The following is a 20,341-nucleotide window of genomic DNA, read 5'->3' as shown; positions in this document are numbered from 1 at the left end:
TCATCCACCTCCCCCGTCATACGGGGGAGGCCGGGAGGGGGCAGGCCTCCGTCGAGATGCATTTCATGTCAGATCTGGAATCTTCGGGAATCACCTGTGTGGCTTTCCCCCTCCCTACCCTCCCCCGTATGACGGGGGAGGAATGAAGGACCGCTTCACCGGCGATGCCATCATGTTCGGCACGGCGATGCTGCTGGGCTCGAGCTATCCGTTCGCCAAGGATGTGCTCGCTGTCATGAGCCCCTTGCTCTACAGCGCCTCGCGCTACCTGCTGGCCGGGCCTCTTCCTGTTCGCCGTGGCGGTGCTGCTGCGCAAACCCATCGCCCTGGCGCGCCGCGACTGGCTGCCGATGTTCCTGCTGTCGCTGGTCGGGGTCGCCTTGTTCCAGGCCTCCTGGGGCTTGGCGATGGCACGCACGCCGCCATCGGTCGGCTCGATCGTCATGACCACCACGACGGCCTTCTCGGCCATCCTCGCGTGGTTCGCCGGCCGTCGCCTGCCGGCGCTGGGCTGGCTCGGCATCGTCATCGCCTTCGCGGGCGTCGTGGTCGTGGTCAACAACTCGCTGACGCGCTTCACGCTCTCTTTCGGCAGCCTGGACGGGACGCTGATCTGGATGGTGGCCGCCTTTGCCTGGGCGCTCTATGTCGAGCGCAGTGCGCCCTACAACCTGCGGCTGGGCGCTCTGCCGGTCATCGCCTGGACCACCCTGATCGGCTCGCTGATCCTGCTGCCGATCGCGCTCCTGTTCGATTCGCCGGGTGAATTCGCCCGCCTCGACGACCGCCTGCTGGGCTTCTGGCTCTACACCGCGATCTTCCCCGTCGGCGTGGCCTTCCTCGGCCTGACAGCCGGGCTGGAGCGGCTCGGGGTGAGCCGGGTCATGGTCTACATGTACCTGATCCCGATAGCTGGCGTGGGCCTGTCGGCCGCCTTTTTCGGCGATCCGTTGACCGCAGCCCGCGTGCTGGGCGGCCTGATCGTGCTCCTGGGCGTCATTCTGACGCGCGTGGCGCTCGACCGTGCGGCGCGGGTTCCTGTATGAACGGGCTGGCAACTTAGAGGACTTAAAATGGCCCGCCAGGCCAGTAGCTCGCCCGTCAAGAAAAAGGCTGCTCCCAAGGCAACCGTGACCCAGATGCTCACCACCCCCGGCTCGGGCGGTCGGCGGGCCTTCGTGTCGCGCGCCACCAAGGAGACGCGCATCGCCGCCGCCATCAATCTCGACGGCACCGGCAAGTACGACATCAAGACCGGCATCGGCTTCCTCGACCACATGCTGGAGCAGTTGAGCCGCCACAGCCTGATCGACATCACGCTGCGCGCCGAGGGCGACCTGCACATCGACTACCATCACACCACCGAGGATTCAGGCATCGTGCTGGGCGAGTGCCTGACCAAGGCGCTGGGCGATCGCGCCGGCATCCGCCGCTACGGCGCCGCGCACATCCCGATGGACGAGACCTTGACCGAGGTGGCACTCGACGCCTCCAACCGGCCCTACCTGATCTGGAAGGTGGATTTCTCCAAGCCCAAGCTCGGCACTATGGACACCGAGCTGTTCAAGGAGTGGTTCCAGGCCTTCGCCCAGCTCGGCGGGCTGACCTTGCACGTGTGGAACCACTACGGCGACAATAACCACCATATCGTCGAGAGCTGCTTCAAGGGTCTCGCGCGCGCGCTGCGCGTCGCCGTCGAGATCGATCCGCGCCAGACCACGGCGGTTCCCAGCACCAAGGGCGTTCTCTGAACGCAATACGATGACCGTCGCCATCGTCGATTACGGATCGGGCAACCTCCGCTCCGCTGCCAAAGCCATCGAACGCGCCGCCCGCGAGGCCGGCGTGGACGACCGCGTGCTGGTGACCTCCAACCCGCGCGAAGTGGCCAACGCCGACCGCATCGTGCTGCCGGGCGTCGGCGCCTTCGCCGACTGCCGCGCCGGCCTCTACGGCGTGCCGGGCATGGTCGACACGCTGCAGCGCGCGGTGATCGAGCAGGGCAAGCCCTTCCTCGGCATCTGCGTTGGCATGCAGCTCATGGCCACGCGCGGCGTCGAATACGGCATCCATGCCGGCCTCGACTGGATCCAGGGCGACGTGGTGCGCATCGATCCCCAAGGGGCGGCGGGCAAGGATCATCTGAAAATCCCGCACATGGGCTGGAACGAGCTCGATTCGCTGAAGCCACATGCACTGCTCGAAGGCATCGCCGCGCACGATCACGCCTACTTCGTGCACTCCTTCCAGCTCAAGGCGAGCCGGCCGGAAACGGTGCTGGCGCTCACCGATTATGGTGGGCCGATCACCGCCGTCGTCGGCCGCGACAATCTCGTCGGCACGCAGTTCCATCCCGAGAAGAGCCAGGCGACGGGCCTGCGCCTGATTGCGAACTTCCTGCGCTGGAAGCCGTGACGGCCGTCCGAAACCGCTTCGATGATCAGGCGTTAGCCCGGCATGTCATCTCTGCGCGGCACGAACATCGTCTTCTTTGTGGCCTTGCTGGCATCGGCCCTGGTCCTCGGCCCCGCCTTGGCTCACCTCTTCGAGTTGCCCAACAAGATCGACCTGCCGCGCGATGAATACTTCATCGTCCAGAAAGCCTATCGCGGTTGGAGCCAGCTCGGCTGGCTGCTGCTCGTTCAGATCGCGTCGCTGGCGGCGGCGGCTTACCTGGCGCGGATGAATCCGCGCACACTGACGCTTATCCTTCTTGCCTTGGTCTCGGTCGTGGCGGCCCAGGTCGTGTTCTGGCTGTTCACCTATCCGGCGAACGTCGCCACGGTAAATTGGACCCAGCCGCCTGACAGCTGGGAGATGCTGCGTCGACAATGGGAATACTCCCATGCCGTAGGCGCCGTCCTGCAGCTCGTGGCTTTTTGCCTGCTGGCCATCGCCATCCTCGGCCGGACTTCCACAGCTAATCCGGCAGGCGCGCGGTAACCTATCTCCGGCGCCAGGCGTTTCTGTCCTATTCCCCACAGGAGAGAGCGGCATGCGCGTGCGCGAGATGTTGTCCAGCCATCCCGAAGCGGCCGGCGTGGTCAATGACGCCCTGGTTCAATGCATAGAAGCCTGCTTCGATTGCGCCCAGACCTGCATCTCCTGCGCCGACGCCTGCCTCGCCGAGGCCAACTCCTCGCAGCTCTCGCGCTGCATCCGCCTCGATCTCGATTGCGCCGATGCCTGCGCCAGCACCGGGTCGGTACTGACCCGGCGGACCGCCGCGACGTCGGCCCTGATGGTGCAGATGCTGGAAACCTGCGCCGACTTCTGCCGTCTGTGCGCCGACGAATGCGACCGGCACGCCGGCCACCATGAGCATTGCCGCATCTGCGCCGAAACGTGCCGGCAATGCGAACGAGCCTGCCATCAGGCAGCGACCGGCGGCGGAGCGACAGGCCCGTAGGCATCCCCGTTCGACCGGGCTAGGGTCCGGCTGAACAATGGCGAAGACGAAATCATCCCGGCGCGGGCGGACGCGCGAAGTGCTCGATCTCGAGCGTTACGTGCCGGCCTTGCTGGTGTTTCTCGCCAACAAGCTCACCAGCGGCGCGTCGGCGATCCTGCGCCGGCACTTCGGCGTCGGCACCACGGAATGGCGCATCATGGCCATGCTCGGGGTCGAGCCGTGGATCGCCGCCGGACGCGTCTGCAAGGTGATCGGCTTCGACAAGGCCGCGGTCAGCCGGTCGCTCGCCATGCTGCAGGACAAGGGACTGGTCCGCGCCCGCTCCCATCACTCCGACGGCCGCAGCCTGGTCTATGCGCTCACCGACCGGGGCTGGCGCCTGCATGGCCGCATCCTGGCGATCTCGCTCGCCCGCGAGCAGCGCCTGCTGGGCGACCTGTCCGCCGCCGAGCGCGAGGTCCTGATCGGCCTCCTGAACCGCCTGCATAGGCGCATCCCGGCCATGAACGCGCCGATCGATGTCCCGCCGGAACGTTGACAAGTCAACAAACGAGCCGCAGGCTTACCCCCGTACCTGATCGGGAGGAAACCATGTTCATCAAGAACACCTGGTGCGTGGCGGGATGGAGCAAGGAGGTACCGCAGGACGGCTTCCTGGCGCGCACGCTTCTCGGCCTGCCAGTGGCGCTGTGGCGCGACCAAGCGGGCAAGGTCGTGGCCTTCGAGGACATGTGCTGCCACCGCGGCGCGCCGCTGTCGCGCGGCCGGCGCGAAGGCGACAGCGTGCGCTGCCTCTATCACGGTCTGCTGTTCGACCGCAGCGGCAAGTGCATCGAGGTGCCGTCGCAGGACACCGTCCCCGCCAATGCCTGCGTGCGCACCTTCCCGGTGGTCGAGCGCCATCGCTGGATCTGGATCTGGATGGGCGACGCGGCCAAGGCCGATCCCGCGCTGATCCCCGACACGCATTGGCTCGACGATCCGGGCTGGCGCAGCCTCGACGGCTACACCCACTACGACACGAACTACCTGCTGATCTGCGACAACCTGCTCGATCTCGCGCACCTGCCCTACGTCCATCCCACGACGCTCGGCGGCTCGGAGGACTACGCGCGCAACCCCGCCACCGTCGAGATGCTGGAGCGCGGCCTCAGGGTGACCCGTTGGGCGCTCAACACGGCGCCACCGCCGTTCGTGCAGAAGGTGCAGCCCTTCGACGGCCTGGTCGACCGCTGGAACATCTATGATTTTCTGATCCCCGGCCTCTTCCTGATGGATTCGGGCATGAGCCCTGCCGGCACCGGCGCCCAGCAGGGCAATCGCGAGAACGCCGTCATGTTCCATAGCTGCCAGGCGCTGACGCCCGAGAGCGAAACGACGACCCACTACTTCTTCGGCCAGCCGCACAACTTCGCCATCGACCGCCCGGAGGTCACGGCGTCGATCCATCAGAGCATCGTCGAGGCCTTCGAGGAGGACCGCACCATGGTGATGGCGCAGGCCAGAAACCTCGCCAAGCGGCCCGACTTCCGGATGACGGCCATCCGCGCCGACCTGGCACTCAGCCGCTACCGCTGGCTGGTCGAGCGCACGCTGGCCGCTGAAGCGAGGACTACGCCGCCGCTGGCGACAGCGGCTGAATAGATCCTAGCCGCGCGGTGGCAAGGTGAAGCCCGCATTGACGAGCTTGCGCTCGAGAACCGGGATCGCGGCCACCGTGTCGCCCCCCTTGCACTTGGCGAGCGCGACGCCGCCGTTGACGTCGGGTCTCACGGGCGCGTTCGGGCCGGCTTCCGACCGTCCGACATAGCGGACGTAAAGGTTGCTGAGCTGAGCGCAATATTGCAGATCGGCGGCGCGGCTGCCCTGCTGGGCATAAGCTGCCGGCGGCAGGCAGACGGCCGCGACGGCGGCCAGGACGACCAAGACTTTTGACATGACGGCACCTACAGGCTTGCAACTACAAGGTGGGTTGCAAACTGGGCCTAAAAGCGGCGGCGGGTGGCTGTGGGCCGGCCTGCAGGAACGCCATGAGCGAACGCTCGATTAGCCCACGATCCAGCCCGTCGACGATGAAGACCAGGCGCGAGCGCCGGTCGTCGTCCGGCCAGGCCGCCATATGGACAGGCGGATGAACCAGGCGCTGGACGCCATGGATCGCGACCGGCGCGGCGGCATCGGCGACGTTCAAAATTCCTTTTACGCGCAGCACCCGGTCACCGTGGCGGTTCAGCAACATGCTGAGCCATAGGCCGAACAGGGTCCAATCGAGCGGGCCCTCGAAGGCCAGGGCGAAGGCGTGGATGCTTTCGTCATGCCGATTGCGATCGCCCGCCTCAGCGGATCCGTCGCCCAGTTCCACCGAGAACCAGCGCCGCGCGGCCTCGCTTCTGCCCGCCGTTGCGAACAGGTCGTGCGACAGCAGCGCCTCGGCATCGATCGGCTCTTCGGCGGCGCGCCACAGCGGCGCCGACGGATTGATGCGGCCGAGGCGCTCGACGAGGGCATCGGCGGCCGCCGCTTCGGCGAGATCGGTCTTGGTCAGGACGAGGCGATCGGCGACGGCAATCTGCTTGGTGCATTCGACCTGACGGGCGAGCTGGCCGAGGCCGTTGACGGCATCCACCGTGGTGATGACGTTGCCCAGCCGGAAGTGATGGCGCAGCACGGGATCAGCCTGCACCGTCGACAGGATGGGGAACGGATCAGCGAGCCCCGTGCTCTCGACAACCAGCCGGCGGAAGCGCGGCACCGTCCCGCGCTCTCGTTTGGAATGGAGGTCCCTGATCGCCATCGAAAGCTCGCCGCGGATGGTGCAGCACAGGCAACCCGACTGCAGCAGCACCATGGTGTCGTCGATGCGCTCCAGCAGGTGATGATCGAGCCCGACCTCGCCGAACTCGTTGATCAGCACGGCGGTGTCGGCCAGAGCAGGGTCAGCGAGCAGGCGCTGCAGCAGCGTGGTCTTGCCCGAGCCCAGGAAGCCCGTGATCAGGTTGACGGGCGTGAAGACGGGTTCAGGCATCGGGGCCCTCAGTCATGAAGACCGCTGCCTTCCAGCCGGACGATGAGGTCAGGATCGAGCGGATCGCAGGGCCGGCCTAAGAGCCTTTCGGCGGCAGCCCACAGATGGCCGAGGTCCTCGACCAGCTCGGTCTTGCCGGTCGCCGTCGACAGGACAAACGAGCTCGCCTGCCAGTCGCTGAGTGTCAGGCCGTAGTAGGCGAGCACCCGGCTGGCGCAGGCGATACGATGTGCCCGCTCACGCCGCCGCTGCGGGCTGTCGACGTTGCGCGTGAAGATGCCGGGACGCGCGGCAGCGTCGGTCCAGTGACCGCTGCCGCCGAGGACGCCGCACAGGGAGCACATGGCCTAACCGTCATCCCGAGCGAAGCGAAGCGAAGTCGAGGGACCTGTTCTTGTGCAGACGTTGCATGAACAGGTCCCTCCGCTGCGCCTCGCTACGCGAGGCTTCGGTCGGGATGACGGCAAGTGCGTCATCACTTCTTCCTCGGAGACCGCCGCGCAAAGTCGTCGGCCATTTCGTTCATGGTCACGAACCGCACGCCGGGATGGCCGATCATGTGATGGTAGAGGCGCTCCAGCATCATCAGCACGTGCGGCCGGCCCGACACGTCGGGATGGATGGTCATGGGGAACACCGCGTAGTCGTACTCGCGATAGACCCAGTCGAACTGGTCGCGCCACATCTCCTCGATGTCTCGCGGATTGACGAAGCCGTGGCTGTTCGGCGACTTCTTGATGAACATCATGGGTGGCAGGTCGTCGAGGTACCAGCTCGCCGGGATCTCGATCAGGTCGGTCTCCTGGCCGCGCTTCAGCGGCACCATCCATTCATGCGGCTTCTTGGCGTAGTCGATCTTGGTCCAGCTGTCGCCGACGCGCACATAGTAGGGCTGGTGGTCGTTGTGCATCAGCGAATGGTCGTACTTGATGCCGCGTTCCAGTAGCAGCTCGTTGGTGACGGCCGAGAATTCCCACCAGGGCGCCACGTAGCCGGTCGGGCGCTTGCCTGACAGTTTGGTTACAAGGTCGATGCACTTGTCGAGAATCTCCATCTCCTGCTCGCGCGTCATGGCGATGGGATTCTCGTGGCTGTAGCCGTGGATGCCGATCTCGTGACCGGCATCGGCCACGGCCTTCATCTCCTTGGGGAACGTCTCGATCGAATGGCCGGGAATGAACCAGGTGGTCTTGATGCCAAGCCGCTCGAACATCTTCAGCAGTCGCGGGCTGCCGACCTCACCGGCAAACAGGCCGCGCGAGATGTCGTCCGGCGAGTCCTCGCCGCCGTAGCTGCCCAACCAGCCGGCCACGGCGTCGACGTCGATACCGAAGCCACACAGGATCTCCTTGCCCATCGTCAGATGCTCCCTTCCAGTTCAGTAAGCACGGTGGAGCAAAAAGCGTTCCGCGAGGAGCCTGCGTTGACGCATAGCGCGGGTTACCGAAAAGCTGTCATCCCGAGCGCAAGCGAGGGACCTTTATGGCAACAGGAAAGGTCCCTCGCTACGCTCGGGATGACACCAAGCGCTAGGGCCGACCCATCAAGCGCTCCAGATAGTCCGCAGTACTGTCCTTCCCCTGATGCCGCGCCCAGCCGAGCGGCGTGCTGTCCCACAGCTTGTCTGCAATGTCGGCGCGGGCGCCGCGCGCCAGCAGCAAGTCGATCAGCGCAAGGTTCTCGTCGATCGCCGCCTGGTGCAGGGCCGTGCTGTGGCTATGCACGGGCAGGAAGCTATTGACGTCGGCGCCAGCATCGAGCGCAAGGCGCGCAGCTTCAGTCTGGCGATTGATGACCGCCATGCCGAAGGCGTTCTGGATGTCCGCGGCCGATGCCTCGCGCAACAACGGCTCAAGCCGGTCGGTACGGCCAAGCGCTGCCGCGATCGGCGCCGTCATCGGATGGCCGGCCCGCAGCAATGCCTGAATGGGCTCGAGCTCCCAATGGGCCAACGTCACGTCGATGGCCCTCGAGGTCGGCGTCGCACCGGCCTTCATCAGCCGTTCGAGCAATGGGATCTGCAGCCCCTGCTCGCGGGCCGGTGAGCTCGTCATGACCAGCTCCAAAGCATAGTCGAGGTCGGTTCGGTCGACGCCGCGGGCGATCATCACGTCGGCAACCTCGACGATGTTGTCCGGCATGCGCTTCATCAGCGTCGGATTGTTGGCGATGAACCAGAACAGCTTGGGATCGCGAAAGTATTGCGATCGGCTGGCTTCGCGATAGCACTCGGGTTCCAGGATGCGCTCGCGCAACAGACGAGGCTCATCGTCGAGCAGGCGCGCGAGCCCGGTCGCGTCGCCGCCTTGCAGGGCCGTCACGGCAGCACGGAACGAGGGATCGCGGATCACCGGCCGGGCGAGCAGCTCGATGATGGCAGCCTTGTCAACCGCCTCGCCCCGGCACGCTGCGTCGAGCGGCGTCCGGCCCTTGGCATCCAGTTGCCATTCCAGAGCGCCGCCGCGAATCAGCAGCTCGGCCAGGGCCAGCGGACCGCGGTTGGCCGCGGCATGCAACGCGGTCTCGCCGCCACCGTCGTGCCGAGGGCTGGCGCCGGCAGAAAGCAGCGCGTCGGCGATTGCGATCCGCACCTCGGCTGGTGCGTCGGAGGCGCAGGCCTGCCATAGCGGCGGTCCGATCTTGGCGCTGCCCTCGTCGGTCGGCTGCCCTTCGGCAATAAGGCGTCGGACCGCCGCCAAGTCGCCGGCTCGTGCGGCCGCGGCGAGCGGCGGAAGCGGTGCTGCTTCGCCGCCGCGCGCCGCATCGACGCGCCGCATCAGCTCGGCCCAATTCGGTGCGCCATAGTCGGCAGCGAGTTTGCGTTGCGCCTCGGCCAGACCCAGCGACTTGTCGCGGGCCAGGCGCTTGGCCTGTTTGCGCAGATGTTCCTTGGAAGGACGAGCAGGAAGCTCGGACATGGTTCTCCCTTTCCCAAAAGACCCGGTGTCCGCTCGCGGGCAGGAAAGGTCGAAATGACCAAAGGCGAAATCAGAAGGTGGGCTTGGCCCTCTCCGCGGACGGGTGGCCGCCTTGCCGGCCGGCCCCGAAACTACGAGGCCGAGGCCGAGGGTGCAAGAGCCGCGCCGTCCGGACGGGATGCGGGCGCACGGTGCGGGTTGCGGCCCGCGGCGTCCCACATCAGGCGCGGATCGAAGGTCTCGGCGGCGAAGATGGTGATGAAGACCACGGCGCAGAAAGCGAGCGCGCCGACGCCGGGCTCGATGGTGACGGCGCGACCGAACTGCACCAGCGCACCCAGCAGCGATTCCATGAAGATGTCGACCATCGACCAGCGGCCGATCCAGGCGACGACGTGATAGAGCACCGTGCGCTCGTGGATCAGGATGGACGCGCCCGCTCCGGGACGCCCAAGCTGGGTTGCCGTCAGCATGCTGCCCAGTCCTAAAAGCTTGAACAGCGGCACCATGATGCTGGCGAAGAACACCAGGGCGGCCAGCGGATACATGCCGGAATCCAGCAGCTCCTCGACGCCGCCCATGATGGTGCTGGGCTCACCGGCGCCAAGCTGGATCACCGTCAGCACCGGATAGACGTTCGCCGGTATGTAGAGAACGACAGCGGCCAGCACCAAGGCCCAGGTGCGCGACACGCTGTTGGGCTTGCGTTCATGCACCATCGAGCCGCAGCGCGGGCAATGGCCGTCGGTCTCGGCCGGCACGCAGACCAGGCCGCAGCCTTCGCAACCCATGGCGCCCGGCCGCCAGGCAAGCGGCGGATCAGCGGGCATGGGCGCATGCGTCAGGCCGCGCCGCTCGATCTCCTCCCACGCAGCGTGCGGATCGAACGCGACCTCGGCCCATACCCAGACGACGGTCAGCACACCGAGCGCATAGACGGCGGGACCGAGCTCGATGGTCACCAGGTCGCCGAGCTTGGTGTAGGCCACGAACACGCCGAGCAGCAGAACTTCCAGCATGCACCAGGTGTTGAGCCGGCGGGACAGCAGGAAGGCGTCGCGAATCCTGGGCGGCGGGTGCCGCAGCTTGAGCCCGATCAGCACATAGAGCGTGGCCAAGAACTTGCCGAGCGGCGCATAGGCCGTCGTGAAGGCGACCGCGATGGCGATCGGCCACAGGCCGCGCGCGACCAGCTCGCGCGGTCCGGACTCCAGGATGGTCTCGCGCACGATGCCGACGGCGGAGACCTTCATCAGCATGCCTTCCCACACGACGACGAACAGCACCATGGCGGCGAAGGTGAGCGCGAGATGCCGGTTCAGCGGGTCGACGCGGCTGACGCGCAGCACAGTGCCGCAGCGCGTGCAGTTGCTGCGCAAGCCAGGCGCCATCGCTGGCACGATCTGGAACAAGCCGCAGCCCGGACACTCCCGGAGCTGCGGCTTGGTCATCCGCGCGCGCGCCGCCAGCCTGGCGTCATGAAAGGACCTGTGAGCCCCCCTTACGGAGAAGAGGCTCACTGCAACAGCGTGGCGATGCCGTCGGCCAGCTCGCCGAGCGCGTCGCTGATCGCCGCCACCAGGCCCGGCGTGTCCGGGGTGGCGAGCGGCTTGGTGATGGTGAAGGTACGCGCCGCCGTCCGCCGCGGTCGGTTGAATTCGGCGGCGACCTGGGCGATCAGGATCAGCGAGCCCGCCTTGTCGGCGTCCATGCGCTGGATATTGACGCCGACGATACAGTTATGGTCGGCGTTGATGGCGCCGCTTTCGGCGTAGACCGTGCTGCCGGGCAGGCGTTGCGACAGCGAGACCACCAGCACGCGACCGATCAGGCCCGCCAGTGGTTCACCCCACCAGTCGTTGGCGCGGATGTCGAGCTTGTAGCCTTCCGACGAGCGCACGATCTCTTTCCGGTCGAGGTAGCTTGCGAGCCCGATATCCTTCAGCAGGATGACCTTCGGTCCGCGCGGCAGGGTCGGGCCGGTGCGCGGCACGATCGTGTAGTAGTTGGGTTCGGGCGATGCGCCGCAAGCCGCGGCAACCAGCGGCAAACCGAGGGCGAACCGACGGCGGCCGAGAGAGAGGTCCTTCATTCCTTGCCCGTGTTGGTGCGACCCTTGATCAGGGCCTCGGGATGGCGTGACAAGAGATCACTGAGCGCGCGGATCGAGCGCGCCGCGTCGGTGAGCTGCGGCAGCAGGCGGTCGAGGTCGCGGCGGAAACGCGAATCGTCGCCGTAGCCGGTATTGAACGAGCCGAACAGGCGGTTGGCCGAGGTCAGCGATTCCTGCAGCTGCTGGGCGATCGCCGGCAGGCGCTTCAGCGCCGGCGTACCCTCGGTGTCGAGCTTCTTGGCGATGTCCTGGACGTCGACCATCGCCTTCTCGAGTGCCGTCAGCGTGCGCTTCATCTGGTCGCCGTTGATCATCGTATCGAGACCGGCCGCGGCGCCTTCGAGGCTCCTGCCGATCTTGTCGTACTCGATGCGATTGAGCTTGGTCAGAAGCTCGGCCGCCGACCGCGTGATGGCGTCGAAGCCGCCGACCTCCGAAGTTGGGACGACGTAGACATCGCCTCTCTTTTCCAGCGTGGCCGGCACCGCCTCGTCAACGCGCTCCAAGGCGATCTCTTTCGACCCGGTGATGATGCTGGTCGACTGCAGGGTTGCCCGCATGCCGCGCCTGATCATCTCCTCGGCGAATTTCTCCGGGTTGGTCTGATCGGCCGCCGCAATATTGCTGATGCGGCCGGCTTCGACCCGGTAGTGGACCGGCACGACGATGCGGTCGAGCTTGGGATCGTAGACCAGGTCGACGTCGGTCACTTCGCCGATCCTGAGGCCGTGCAGCGTGACATGGGCACCCGGCTCGAGGCCTGCGACCGAGCCGGGGAAATACGACAGCAGTCGGATCTGCCGCCCGAATCCGACAGCCCTCGCTTCCTCGAAGTTGCGATAAAGTGTGAACTCCTGCTTTGCGGTGGCGGCCGGCTGCTTGGTGTCGAGCGACGTCTCGAAGGCGATGCCGCCCAGCAGCAGCGCGCGGAGCGATTCCATGCGGAACTGAACGCCGTCGGAGCCCAGCTTCAGCGATATGCCGGACGCGTTCCAGAACAGCGTATCGGTATGGACGTACTGGTCGTAGGGCGCGCGCACGAAGGCGTGGATGGTGACGCGGCTGGCGAGGTCGCCGATGTCCCAGCCCAGCACCGTGCCGACCTCTATGTCGCGGAAGAAGATCGGCGAGCCGAGGCTGATCGAGCCCAGCCGCTTGCTGTCGAGCAGGAAGGTCGTGCCCTTGGTCCAGGCCGTCAGCACGGGCGGATCCTGCTCACCGATGAAATCGCGCTTGAACGAACCCTTTTCGGCCGATGGCCGCATGCCGATGTAGGACCCCGAGATCAGGGTCTCCAGGCCGGTGATGTTGCCCGCGAAGAGCTCAGGCTTGACCACCCAGAAGATCGTCTTGTCGGTGAGCAGCGGCTCGGCCTCGCGCACCGTATCGATCGTCACGATCACCTTGGTGAGGTCGGGCGCTATCGCGATGCTCTTCACCGTGCCCATCACCACATTCTTGTACTTCAGCTGCGACTGCCCGGCGGTGAGCCCGGCGGCGCTGTCAAAGGCGATGGTGATGGTCGGGCCCTTCTTGGAGAAGGTGTCCCAGGCCAGCCACATGGCGATCAGGCCAGTCACGATCGGCACGATCCAGATCAGCGGAATGCGGCGGCGACGGTGCACGCCCGCTGTCGGCAGCTCTACATGCCCTCCGTGATCAGTCATCGTTCCTTCAGTCTGCTCGTCCCCGGCCCGGAAAGTAACTTAAATCATCCGGACTGCAAGCATACCTGAAGGCGATTGCGTGCCGATCGGTTAGGCCGCGGGCTTCGGCCGCAGCACGCGGGCAGCATAGGCGTGGAGCGCGGTGAAGTCGGCACCGACGCCGCGCGCCGCGACGACCTGGTCGGGCCGCACCAACACCCAGCCCGGGCCGTTCAGCCGATAGCGCGAGCGGACTTCACCGTCGGGGTCCCAGCTGCTGCCGAGACGCAAGACCTGCAACGTGTCGCCGGCTTGCGCCACGGCGTCGTTGAGCGGAATGGGGTGATTTTCGTCTTCGAAAACCAGAAGGCTGTGACGCGGCGCCGACAGGTAAGGCCACAGGCTGGCATTCCTGCCATCCGGCCCGTCGACGATGGAGGCCTCCCGCGCCCGTGTCCCGACATCTGTGCGCTTGCCGCCAAGCTTGCCGGCTGCCAGCGCGACCAGCGGACCGTCACGATAGGCAAACTCGGTCTCCGACAGCTCGACCTGCAGTTTGCGATGCACGGCGGGAATGTTGCCGAAGATCGAGACCGCCATGTTGCGGATCCGGCTGGTCAGCTTGCTGGCGCCGAAGGACAGATGCTGCTTTTGCGCCGCCGCGGCGATGACCGCGCGGGCGATCGGCCGACGCTCGGCCTCGTAACTGTCGAGCAGCAACTCGCTATCGGCGGCGCCATTCAGCACGTAGGCGAGCTTCCAGCCGAGGTTGACCGCGTCCTGGATGCCCGTGTTCATGCCCTGCCCGCCGGCCGGCGAGTGAATATGGGCCGCGTCGCCCGCCAGGAAGCAGCGGCCGGCGCGATACCGTACCGCCAGCCGCTCATTGATGCGGAAGATCGACAGCCAGCTCGGATCGCGCAGCTTGAGGCTGCCGGGGCCGTATTGATCGACGCAATGTTGCATCTCCTCGAGTGTCGCCGGCGCGTCCGAATCGGGGTCGCGCATTGAGAAGATGCGCCAGACTTCGTTGCCGAACGGGAACATCGCGATGGTGCCGCCATCGCGCCACCACAGGTAGATGCTGCGATGATCGAGATCGCCGCCGTCGATTTTTACGTCGGCCAGCAGGAAAGTCTGCGGCTCGGTATAGCCCTCGAACTGGATGTCCAACGTCTGCCGCACCGCGCTGCGTGCGCCGTCGCAACCCGCCAGGTACTTGGTTCGGACGACTTCGACAGTGCCGTTGGCACCGCGCAAGGTGGCGGTGACGCCCGACATATCCTGCCCCAGCCCGATCAATTCAACGCTACGCTCGATGGTGACGCCGAGCTCGGCCAGGCGCGCCGTCAGCAGCTCCTCGGTGCGCGACTGCGGCAGCAGCAGGGGAAAGGGAAAGGCGCTGTCGATACCTTCGCCGACGGCAAGGGTCGCAAGCCTGCGGCCACCCTCGCCGACGCACAACGCCTTCAGTCGCTGTCCCTCGGCCACGAAGCGGTCGACCACGCCCATGCCCTGCAGGGCTTCCAGGCTGGCGCTCCACAAGGCCAGGGCCTTGGAGACCGTGCTGGGCTCGGCGTTGCGATCGATGATGCGCACCGGAATGCCGTAGCGGCGCAGTGTGATGGCCAGCGACAGGCCGGTCGGCCCGGCGCCCACGATCAGAACTTCGGCAGCATTCTCCACAGACATCGATGCCCCCTTCAAAGCGCGTCGGATAGTTACGGATTGAGTGCGAGATCGAGCGCGTCCATGCGCGCGATCTGCATGTACGTCTCGTAGACTTCAATCATGTCGGCCGGCACGACCTCGAGCATGAGCCGGTTCTCGACCCACACCTCGACGACGTGGAACACCGGCGGCAGGCCGGGCGCCGCACGACTGAAGAAGCGCGTGCGCCATCCGGCGGCGGTGCCGATCCGCTCGATGGCGGCGCGATCGTGCGGTACCGACAGGAGCGCATGGAAGGCTGCGTGCGCGCGATCCGTCGGCGCCGTTCGAAAGGTCACCTGGTCTTCGTTCTTGCCCGGCGCCATCACTGTGCTCTCGGGATAGATCTCGATCATCGTGCCGTGACGGTCGCCGCTCACCGCCATCGTCGCGCCCGGCAAGGGACCGGGAAAGTGGTAGGCGCGGCCTCCGATCAGCTCGGCCAGCACGCGCGCCACCGCCATGGGATCGCGCGCGGGAATGGAAAAATGATGGATCACCGCGCGGACTCCTTTCGTTTGACGGCAGTGCGAGTGGGCTTGGTTGGGGCTGCGTCGGCGAGACCCGACGCGTCGCGCTTCAAGGCTTCGATCAGCGCGTTGATGGTCCAGGCGGCGACCTGTTCGGCCTCCCTGGGCTCGAACTCGCCGCTGTCGACCAGCCAGCGCCAGACCGTCGGCGTGAAGAAAGCGGAAACGACCTTGGCGCCGCGCCGGCGCTGCTCGGGCGTCAGGTGGGGCATCGCCTCGCTCACCGCGGCGATCCAGCTGCCGTGGCGCTGGCCGCGATCCGCCGTACGCTGGCGGTCCCACGACGGCTTGTTCATCAGGTTGCGCAAGAGCGCGCCGTAGGCCTCGTAGTTCGGGAAGAGCTGATGGGGCAGCTCGCCGAACTGCTCCAGCGGCGGCAGCGAATTGCGCAGGCCGAGCCGCGGGCTCAGCCAGTTGAAGAAGGCTTCGACCAGGTCGTCGACCGTCCGGAAGTGCGCGTAGACCGTAGGGGGCGAGACACCCGCGAGCTCTGCGAGGTGCCGAAGCGACAGGGTCTCCAGGTCGTGCTTTTCGAGATAGGCCTTGGCCGCCATCAAGATGCGCTCGCGTGTCAGGGCCGCCTGCGCTTCGCGCAACGGACTTTGGTAGGTCCGCGACGACGGCAATTTCGGCTTCTTCAAGATAATTCACCTTACGATCGTAAAGTCAAAGAGTCAAATACTCTTTGTGCAAGATCATCTTATGCTTATTAATCGAAAATGACCTCTGGATGAGATCGTTTCGTCCGCCCGGGCCTTACAGGATCGGCGGCTTCTTCGCCCAGTCGTAGCCGCGCAGCGCCTGCTGATAGCCGTAGTCGAACAGCGCGCGCATGTAGGTAGCATCGAAAGGCGCCGGCAGGGCTTTGTTGAAGTCCCGGCCGATGAAGGCGAGGTTGTAGTCGATGCCGTCGCGTTGGGTGATCGAGTAGATGCGGACCACGTCGTTGTAGCCGGAGACGGCGATCATGGTCGAAATGGCGCGTCCGGCGATGCCGAGCGTGCGGCGCTCGACCGCCGCCCATTCCGGATCGAGTCGGCCGTTGCGGATGATGAACGCGCGCGCCTCCACCACTGGCTGGCCGGCGCGCTTGCGTTCGGCGCGATTGCGAGTGAGGGCCGAGGGATAGAGGAAGGTCTGCGCGACGGCGCCGCCGTCGACGTGCATTTCCTGGTAGGTCTTGCCGTCCATCGTCACCTCGATCATGGACGGCGGAAAGGCGCCGGGGATCGCGGCCGAAGCCAGCAGGATACGGCGGATCGTGTCGGCGGCCTTCGGATGGCCGCTCTTGGCGATCGCGCCGATGTTCCAGATCACCGGCACCTGCGCATCGATGTTGGTCGACGCGATCAGCAGCAGGCGCCCGGCATCGTAGGCCGCAGCGATGCCGGCCAGCATGCGGGCGTCGACATAGCGCGAGATGGTCTCGAACAACGGCGCGTTGTCGGCCATGGCATCGTCGAACAAGGCGGCCGTGAGCGCGCGTTTGAGCATGATCTGGTGCGGCGCAGTCTCGGTATAGACGGCGCGCAATTGCGGATCGTAGTCCGGTCCGAGAAAGGCGAAGGGCGCCGTCAGCGCGCCGGTGCTGATGCCGGTCACCAGATCGAACGGGGGACGCGTACCCTGCACGCTCCAGCCGCACAGCAGTCCCGCACCGAAGGCGCCGTTCTCGCCGCCTCCCGACACGGCGAGAAGTTGCAGCTGCGGCATGTCGGCGAGCGACTTGAGGCCGCGCGCGCGGCGCTGCCGCTCCAGGGCGGCGATGAACTCGGCTTCGAGCGCATCGATTCCCAAGGCTGGAAAGAATCGCTCGTTGGAAATGCCGAGCACGGTCGCCTGACTGGTTCGATCAAGCGGCACGGCAGAGCCGCGTTCCGGCAAAGCGCAGCCTGGCAGACTCGCCAGCGCCGCGCCGGCGGTCAGGCGGAAGATCTCTCGACGTGAACGAAGTCCGGATCTTGTAAGATGAATTGACGCTTTCTGACTCATCGCGCCCCCCAATCAGCGGGCCGCTCTATCAGAAAAACTTCGGGCTTCGCAATCGGCCGTTGAAGCGGTCAGCGCTCGCGGTCGTCGATGTCGCGCGCCAGGACCTCGCGCTTGCCGACATGGTTGGCCGGGCTGACGACACCCTCGCGCTCCATGCGCTCGACGATGCGGGCGGCGCGGTTGTAGCCGATCTGCAGGTAGCGCTGGATGAAGCTGGTGCTGCACTTGCGCTCGCGCGCCACCAGCGCGATCGCCTGGTCGTAGAGCTGGTCGCTCTCGCCTTCCTCGCCGTCGCCCGGCAGGCCGAGCCCGCCTTCCTCGGCGTCGGGATCGCTGGTGACCGATTCGATATAGGACGGCGCACCCTGGGCCCGGAGATGCCGCACCACCTCCTCGACCTCTGTGTCGGAGACGAACGGGCCGTGCACGCGCGCGATCTTGCCGCCGCCCGCCATGTACAGCATGTCGCCCTGACCCAGCAGCTGCTCGCCGCCCTGCTCGCCCAGGATGGTGCGGCTGTCGATCTTGGAGGTGACCTGGAAGGAGATGCGGGTGGGGAAGTTGGCCTTGATGGTGCCGGTGATGACGTCGACCGACGGCCGCTGCGTCGCCATGATCACGTGGATGCCGGCGGCGCGCGCCATCTGGGCCAGACGCTGCACCGCGGCCTCGATCTCCTTGCCCGCGACCAGCATCAGGTCGGCCATCTCGTCGATGATGACCACGATGAAGGGCAGCGGATTGAGGTCGATCTCCTCTTCCTCAAACACCGGCCGACGCGTCTCTGGATCGATGCCGGTCTGGACCTGGCGGGTCAGCGCCTGGCCCTTGCGCCTGGCGTCGCCCAGCTTCTCGTTGTAGCCCGCGATGTTGCGCACGCCGAGCGCGCTCATGGCGCGATAGCGGTCCTCCATCTCGCGCACCACCCATTTCAGCGCCACGATCGCCTTGCGCGGCTCGGTGACGACGGGCGTGAGCAGATGCGGGATGTCCTGGTAGACGCTGAGCTCCAGCATCTTGGGATCGATCATGATGAAACGGCAGCGATCCGGCGGCAGCCTATAGAGCAGCGACAAGATCATGGTGTTGACCGCCACCGACTTGCCCGAACCGGTGGTGCCGCCGATCAACAGATGCGGCATGCGCGCGAGGTCGGCGATCACCGGATCGCCGCCGATGTCCTTGCCCAGCGCCAGCGGCAGGCCGAGCCGGTTGTCCTCGTACTGCCGGGTCGACAGCAGCTCGCGCAGGAAGACCGTCTCGCGCCGCGCATTGGGCAATTCGATGCCGATGACGTTGCGGCCCGGCACGGTGGCGACGCGCGCCGACACCGCACTCATCGAGCGGGCGATGTCGTCGGCGAGACCGATGACACGGCTCGACTTGGTGCCGGGCGCGGGCTCGAGCTCGTAGAGCGTCACGACCGGCCCCGGCCGCACCTTCACGATCTGGCCCTTGACGCCGAAATCGTCGAGCACCGTCTCGAGCAGGCGGGCGTTCTGCTCCAGCGCCTCCTCGTCGATCTTGGTCTCGCTGCTGACGCGCGAGGGCAGCGACAGGATGTCGAGCGGCGGCAGCTTGTATTCGCCGGTCACGAGATCGAGCTCGCGCTGGCCGGCCTTGGCGGCGCGCTTGCCCTGGGCCGCGGCCGACTTGCGCGGCACGATGGTGACGCCGTTTGCGGCCGCCGGCGGCGTCGGGTCGGCAAGCGTGTCGGGCGTGAATGGATTGTCGTCGTCGGTCTCGGCCTCGGGCTGCGCCGCCGCTTGCGGCGCTTGCGCCGTTTCCGCCAGCTGCTCGGGCATCGGCGCGGCCGGCGCTGGCACGGTCGGCTCGATGCGCTCGGCAGCCGGTGCGGCGGGCCGCAGGCGGCCCAGGATCGGCTCGATACGCAATCCGGCCACTCGGTCGAACAACGTGCGCTCCTGCACCGATTCCGCCGCCGTCGGCGCCTGCACGGGCTGGTGGCCCGGCGGCAGCTCGGGAATCTCCTCGGCCGGTCGCTCAATCGGCGCATAGGGTGCATCAACCATCAGCGATTCGCGCGACGGCAACGGCGCACCCTCTTCGGGGATCTGCTCGAAGCGCGGTGGGAAGTGCGCCGGGTCGTACTGGCTGGCGTCGATCTCGCCCGGGATCTCGGCATAGCCGATCGGCGGCGCCGGCATGTCGAGCTCCTCGTCGAGCGACTGCGGCTTGCCGCGCCACAGGCTGATGCCGGCCCGCACCAGCCACACGCTGCCCAGGAACGGCGCGCGCAGAATGCGGAAGATCAGCGGCAGGTCGGTGCGGTTCATGCCCAGCGCCGGCGCCATGGCGATGAAGGCGAGTGCCGCACAGGCTGGCTCGATCAAGGCGAGGCTGCCGCCGCTCGAATGGGTCAGCACCAGCTCGCGGAAGCGACCGACGAGCGCGAGGCCGACGAGGCCGCCTGGTCCGGCGTGGGTGGCGGCGGCGCCGACATCGCCCAGCCCGACGCAGGCCACGCTCATCATCAGCAGCGCCAACAGCAGCAGCGAAAGACGGAGCCCGAAGAAGCCGAGATGATGGGTGCGCACCATGCGCACGCCCCAGGTGATCAGCGCTACCGGCACCAGGACAATGGCGAGACCGAAGGTCTGCAGCAGCAGGTCGGAGATGTAGGCGCCGGGCACGCCCATGGTGTTGTGCGGCGCGCGGCCCGTCGCGTGGTTGAGCGAGGGATCGCCAGGACTGTAGGTGAACAGCGCCAGCAGCAGTACGACGCCCAGGGCCGCGACGGCGGCGCCGACCAGCTCCATCATGCGCCGCCGCAGGAAGTCGCGCCCGCCTTCCGGCAGGATCGCGGTCTTGCGGGGAGCGATGGAGGTGGCGCCGATGATGGCCATCAGAGCACCCCGGCTCTTTCCTCCTCCCCCGTCATACGGGGGAGGGTGGGGAGGGGGCGAGTCGCACAAACGATCTCGACCAGTTCAGATCTGAAACTTGCAGCACCTCGGATGAGGCTTGCCCCCTC

General features: G+C 66.6%; 20 protein-coding genes. 7 read left to right on the top strand and 13 right to left on the bottom strand.

The features are described from left to right. Nucleotides 1-287 precede the first annotated feature (287 nt). The 7 genes from RSO01_RS14705 to RSO01_RS14675 all read left to right on the top strand — a co-directional run bounded on the left by RSO01_RS14705 (nt 288) and on the right by RSO01_RS14675 (nt 5,056). Complete coding sequence (locus RSO01_RS14705; RefSeq protein ID WP_281291457.1) at nt 288-1,046, top strand: DMT family transporter; 759 nt, start codon at nt 288-290, stop codon at nt 1,044-1,046. A 93-nt stretch (nt 1,047-1,139) separates the two neighbouring features. Then, nucleotides 1,140-1,751 (top strand): imidazoleglycerol-phosphate dehydratase HisB, encoded by a 612-nt coding sequence (hisB, locus tag RSO01_RS14700; protein ID WP_147149904.1) that lies wholly within the window; start codon nt 1,140-1,142, stop codon nt 1,749-1,751. A 10-nt stretch (nt 1,752-1,761) separates the two neighbouring features. Beyond that, nucleotides 1,762-2,415 carry an imidazole glycerol phosphate synthase subunit HisH gene (gene hisH, locus RSO01_RS14695; RefSeq protein ID WP_147149853.1) on the top strand — a complete coding sequence of 218 codons (654 nt, stop codon included), beginning with the start codon at nt 1,762-1,764 and terminating at the stop codon, nt 2,413-2,415. Nucleotides 2,416-2,457: 42 nt separating this feature from the next. Next, nucleotides 2,458-2,943 (top strand): DUF1772 domain-containing protein, encoded by a 486-nt coding sequence (locus RSO01_RS14690; protein WP_147149852.1) that lies wholly within the window; start codon nt 2,458-2,460, stop codon nt 2,941-2,943. A gap of 52 nt (nt 2,944-2,995) precedes the next feature. Further along, a complete protein-coding gene (locus RSO01_RS14685) occupies nt 2,996-3,409 on the top strand; it encodes a four-helix bundle copper-binding protein (RefSeq protein ID WP_147149851.1) in 414 nt (137 codons plus the stop codon). 37 nt (nt 3,410-3,446) lie between these two features. Continuing rightward, complete coding sequence (locus RSO01_RS14680; RefSeq protein WP_147149850.1) at nt 3,447-3,950, top strand: MarR family winged helix-turn-helix transcriptional regulator; 504 nt, start codon at nt 3,447-3,449, stop codon at nt 3,948-3,950. Nucleotides 3,951-4,003: 53 nt separating this feature from the next. Continuing rightward, entirely contained in the window at nt 4,004-5,056 is a 1,053-nt protein-coding gene (locus RSO01_RS14675) for an aromatic ring-hydroxylating dioxygenase subunit alpha (protein ID WP_147149849.1), read from the top strand. Nucleotides 5,057-5,059: 3 nt separating this feature from the next. Here the strand turns inward: RSO01_RS14675 and RSO01_RS14670 are convergent, their stop codons facing one another. The 13 genes from RSO01_RS14670 to RSO01_RS14610 all read right to left on the bottom strand — a co-directional run bounded on the left by RSO01_RS14670 (nt 5,060) and on the right by RSO01_RS14610 (nt 20,213). Further along, the gene (locus RSO01_RS14670) at nt 5,060-5,350 is read right to left on the bottom strand and encodes a hypothetical protein (protein WP_147149848.1); all 291 of its coding nucleotides are present in this window, start codon (nt 5,348-5,350) and stop codon (nt 5,060-5,062) included. Between the two features lie 22 nt (nt 5,351-5,372). Continuing rightward, nucleotides 5,373-6,437, bottom strand: a complete 1,065-nt coding sequence (locus RSO01_RS14665) for a CobW family GTP-binding protein (protein ID WP_147149847.1) — start codon at nt 6,435-6,437, stop codon at nt 5,373-5,375. An 8-nt stretch (nt 6,438-6,445) separates the two neighbouring features. Next, a complete protein-coding gene (locus RSO01_RS14660; RefSeq protein WP_147149846.1) occupies nt 6,446-6,781 on the bottom strand; it encodes a hypothetical protein in 336 nt (111 codons plus the stop codon). A gap of 131 nt (nt 6,782-6,912) precedes the next feature. Continuing rightward, nucleotides 6,913-7,794: a polysaccharide deacetylase family protein gene (locus tag RSO01_RS14655; RefSeq protein WP_147149845.1), complete on the bottom strand. Its 882-nt coding sequence runs from the start codon at nt 7,792-7,794 to the stop codon at nt 6,913-6,915. A gap of 172 nt (nt 7,795-7,966) precedes the next feature. Next, on the bottom strand, nt 7,967-9,355 hold the full coding sequence (locus tag RSO01_RS14650) for an ankyrin repeat domain-containing protein (RefSeq protein ID WP_147149844.1): 1,389 nt from the start codon (nt 9,353-9,355) through the stop codon (nt 7,967-7,969). Nucleotides 9,356-9,486: 131 nt separating this feature from the next. Next, nucleotides 9,487-10,746, bottom strand: coding sequence for a paraquat-inducible protein A (locus RSO01_RS50260; RefSeq protein ID WP_170303066.1), 1,260 nt, complete (start codon nt 10,744-10,746; stop codon nt 9,487-9,489). Between the two features lie 125 nt (nt 10,747-10,871). Next, nucleotides 10,872-11,447: a PqiC family protein gene (locus tag RSO01_RS14640; RefSeq protein ID WP_147149842.1), complete on the bottom strand. Its 576-nt coding sequence runs from the start codon at nt 11,445-11,447 to the stop codon at nt 10,872-10,874. After that, nucleotides 11,444-13,135 (bottom strand): PqiB family protein, encoded by a 1,692-nt coding sequence (locus tag RSO01_RS14635; RefSeq protein ID WP_147149841.1) that lies wholly within the window; start codon nt 13,133-13,135, stop codon nt 11,444-11,446. The genes RSO01_RS14640 and RSO01_RS14635 overlap by 4 nt, the downstream gene beginning before the upstream one ends. Before the next feature lie 90 nt (nt 13,136-13,225). Then, the gene (locus tag RSO01_RS14630; protein WP_147149840.1) at nt 13,226-14,806 is read right to left on the bottom strand and encodes an FAD-dependent oxidoreductase; all 1,581 of its coding nucleotides are present in this window, start codon (nt 14,804-14,806) and stop codon (nt 13,226-13,228) included. 29 nt (nt 14,807-14,835) lie between these two features. Next, nucleotides 14,836-15,324 carry a hypothetical protein gene (locus tag RSO01_RS14625; RefSeq protein ID WP_147149839.1) on the bottom strand — a complete coding sequence of 163 codons (489 nt, stop codon included), beginning with the start codon at nt 15,322-15,324 and terminating at the stop codon, nt 14,836-14,838. After that, nucleotides 15,321-15,995, bottom strand: a complete 675-nt coding sequence (locus RSO01_RS14620) for a TetR/AcrR family transcriptional regulator (RefSeq protein WP_218037340.1) — start codon at nt 15,993-15,995, stop codon at nt 15,321-15,323. The genes RSO01_RS14625 and RSO01_RS14620 overlap by 4 nt, the downstream gene beginning before the upstream one ends. 115 nt (nt 15,996-16,110) lie before the next feature. After that, on the bottom strand, nt 16,111-17,217 hold the full coding sequence (locus tag RSO01_RS14615) for a patatin-like phospholipase family protein (RefSeq protein ID WP_218037339.1): 1,107 nt from the start codon (nt 17,215-17,217) through the stop codon (nt 16,111-16,113). 197 nt (nt 17,218-17,414) lie between these two features. Next, nucleotides 17,415-20,213 carry an FtsK/SpoIIIE family DNA translocase gene (locus tag RSO01_RS14610; protein ID WP_170303065.1) on the bottom strand — a complete coding sequence of 933 codons (2,799 nt, stop codon included), beginning with the start codon at nt 20,211-20,213 and terminating at the stop codon, nt 17,415-17,417. Nucleotides 20,214-20,341: the final 128 nt, after the last annotated feature.

The organism is Reyranella soli, from assembly GCF_007992495.1.
Classification (GTDB): Bacteria; Pseudomonadota; Alphaproteobacteria; order Reyranellales; family Reyranellaceae; genus Reyranella; species Reyranella soli.
This window is presented reverse-complemented; position numbering and strand designations above follow the sequence as displayed.

Coding starts and splice junctions, on each gene's coding strand:
- RSO01_RS14640 (WP_147149842.1), bottom strand. CDS start 11,447: ATGAAGGACCTCTCTCTCGGCCGCCGTCGGTTCGCCCTCGGTTTGCCG.
- RSO01_RS14655 (WP_147149845.1), bottom strand. CDS start 7,794: ATGGGCAAGGAGATCCTGTGTGGCTTCGGTATCGACGTCGACGCCGTG.
- RSO01_RS14630 (WP_147149840.1), bottom strand. CDS start 14,806: ATGTCTGTGGAGAATGCTGCCGAAGTTCTGATCGTGGGCGCCGGGCCG.
- RSO01_RS14690 (WP_147149852.1), top strand. CDS start 2,458: ATGTCATCTCTGCGCGGCACGAACATCGTCTTCTTTGTGGCCTTGCTG.
- hisH (WP_147149853.1), top strand. CDS start 1,762: ATGACCGTCGCCATCGTCGATTACGGATCGGGCAACCTCCGCTCCGCT.
- RSO01_RS14675 (WP_147149849.1), top strand. CDS start 4,004: ATGTTCATCAAGAACACCTGGTGCGTGGCGGGATGGAGCAAGGAGGTA.
- RSO01_RS14670 (WP_147149848.1), bottom strand. CDS start 5,350: ATGTCAAAAGTCTTGGTCGTCCTGGCCGCCGTCGCGGCCGTCTGCCTG.
- RSO01_RS14610 (WP_170303065.1), bottom strand. CDS start 20,213: ATGGCCATCATCGGCGCCACCTCCATCGCTCCCCGCAAGACCGCGATC.
- RSO01_RS14680 (WP_147149850.1), top strand. CDS start 3,447: ATGGCGAAGACGAAATCATCCCGGCGCGGGCGGACGCGCGAAGTGCTC.
- RSO01_RS14635 (WP_147149841.1), bottom strand. CDS start 13,135: ATGACTGATCACGGAGGGCATGTAGAGCTGCCGACAGCGGGCGTGCAC.
- RSO01_RS14685 (WP_147149851.1), top strand. CDS start 2,996: ATGCGCGTGCGCGAGATGTTGTCCAGCCATCCCGAAGCGGCCGGCGTG.
- hisB (WP_147149904.1), top strand. CDS start 1,140: ATGCTCACCACCCCCGGCTCGGGCGGTCGGCGGGCCTTCGTGTCGCGC.
- RSO01_RS14650 (WP_147149844.1), bottom strand. CDS start 9,355: ATGTCCGAGCTTCCTGCTCGTCCTTCCAAGGAACATCTGCGCAAACAG.
- RSO01_RS50260 (WP_170303066.1), bottom strand. CDS start 10,746: ATGGCGCCTGGCTTGCGCAGCAACTGCACGCGCTGCGGCACTGTGCTG.
- RSO01_RS14665 (WP_147149847.1), bottom strand. CDS start 6,437: ATGCCTGAACCCGTCTTCACGCCCGTCAACCTGATCACGGGCTTCCTG.
- RSO01_RS14660 (WP_147149846.1), bottom strand. CDS start 6,781: ATGTGCTCCCTGTGCGGCGTCCTCGGCGGCAGCGGTCACTGGACCGAC.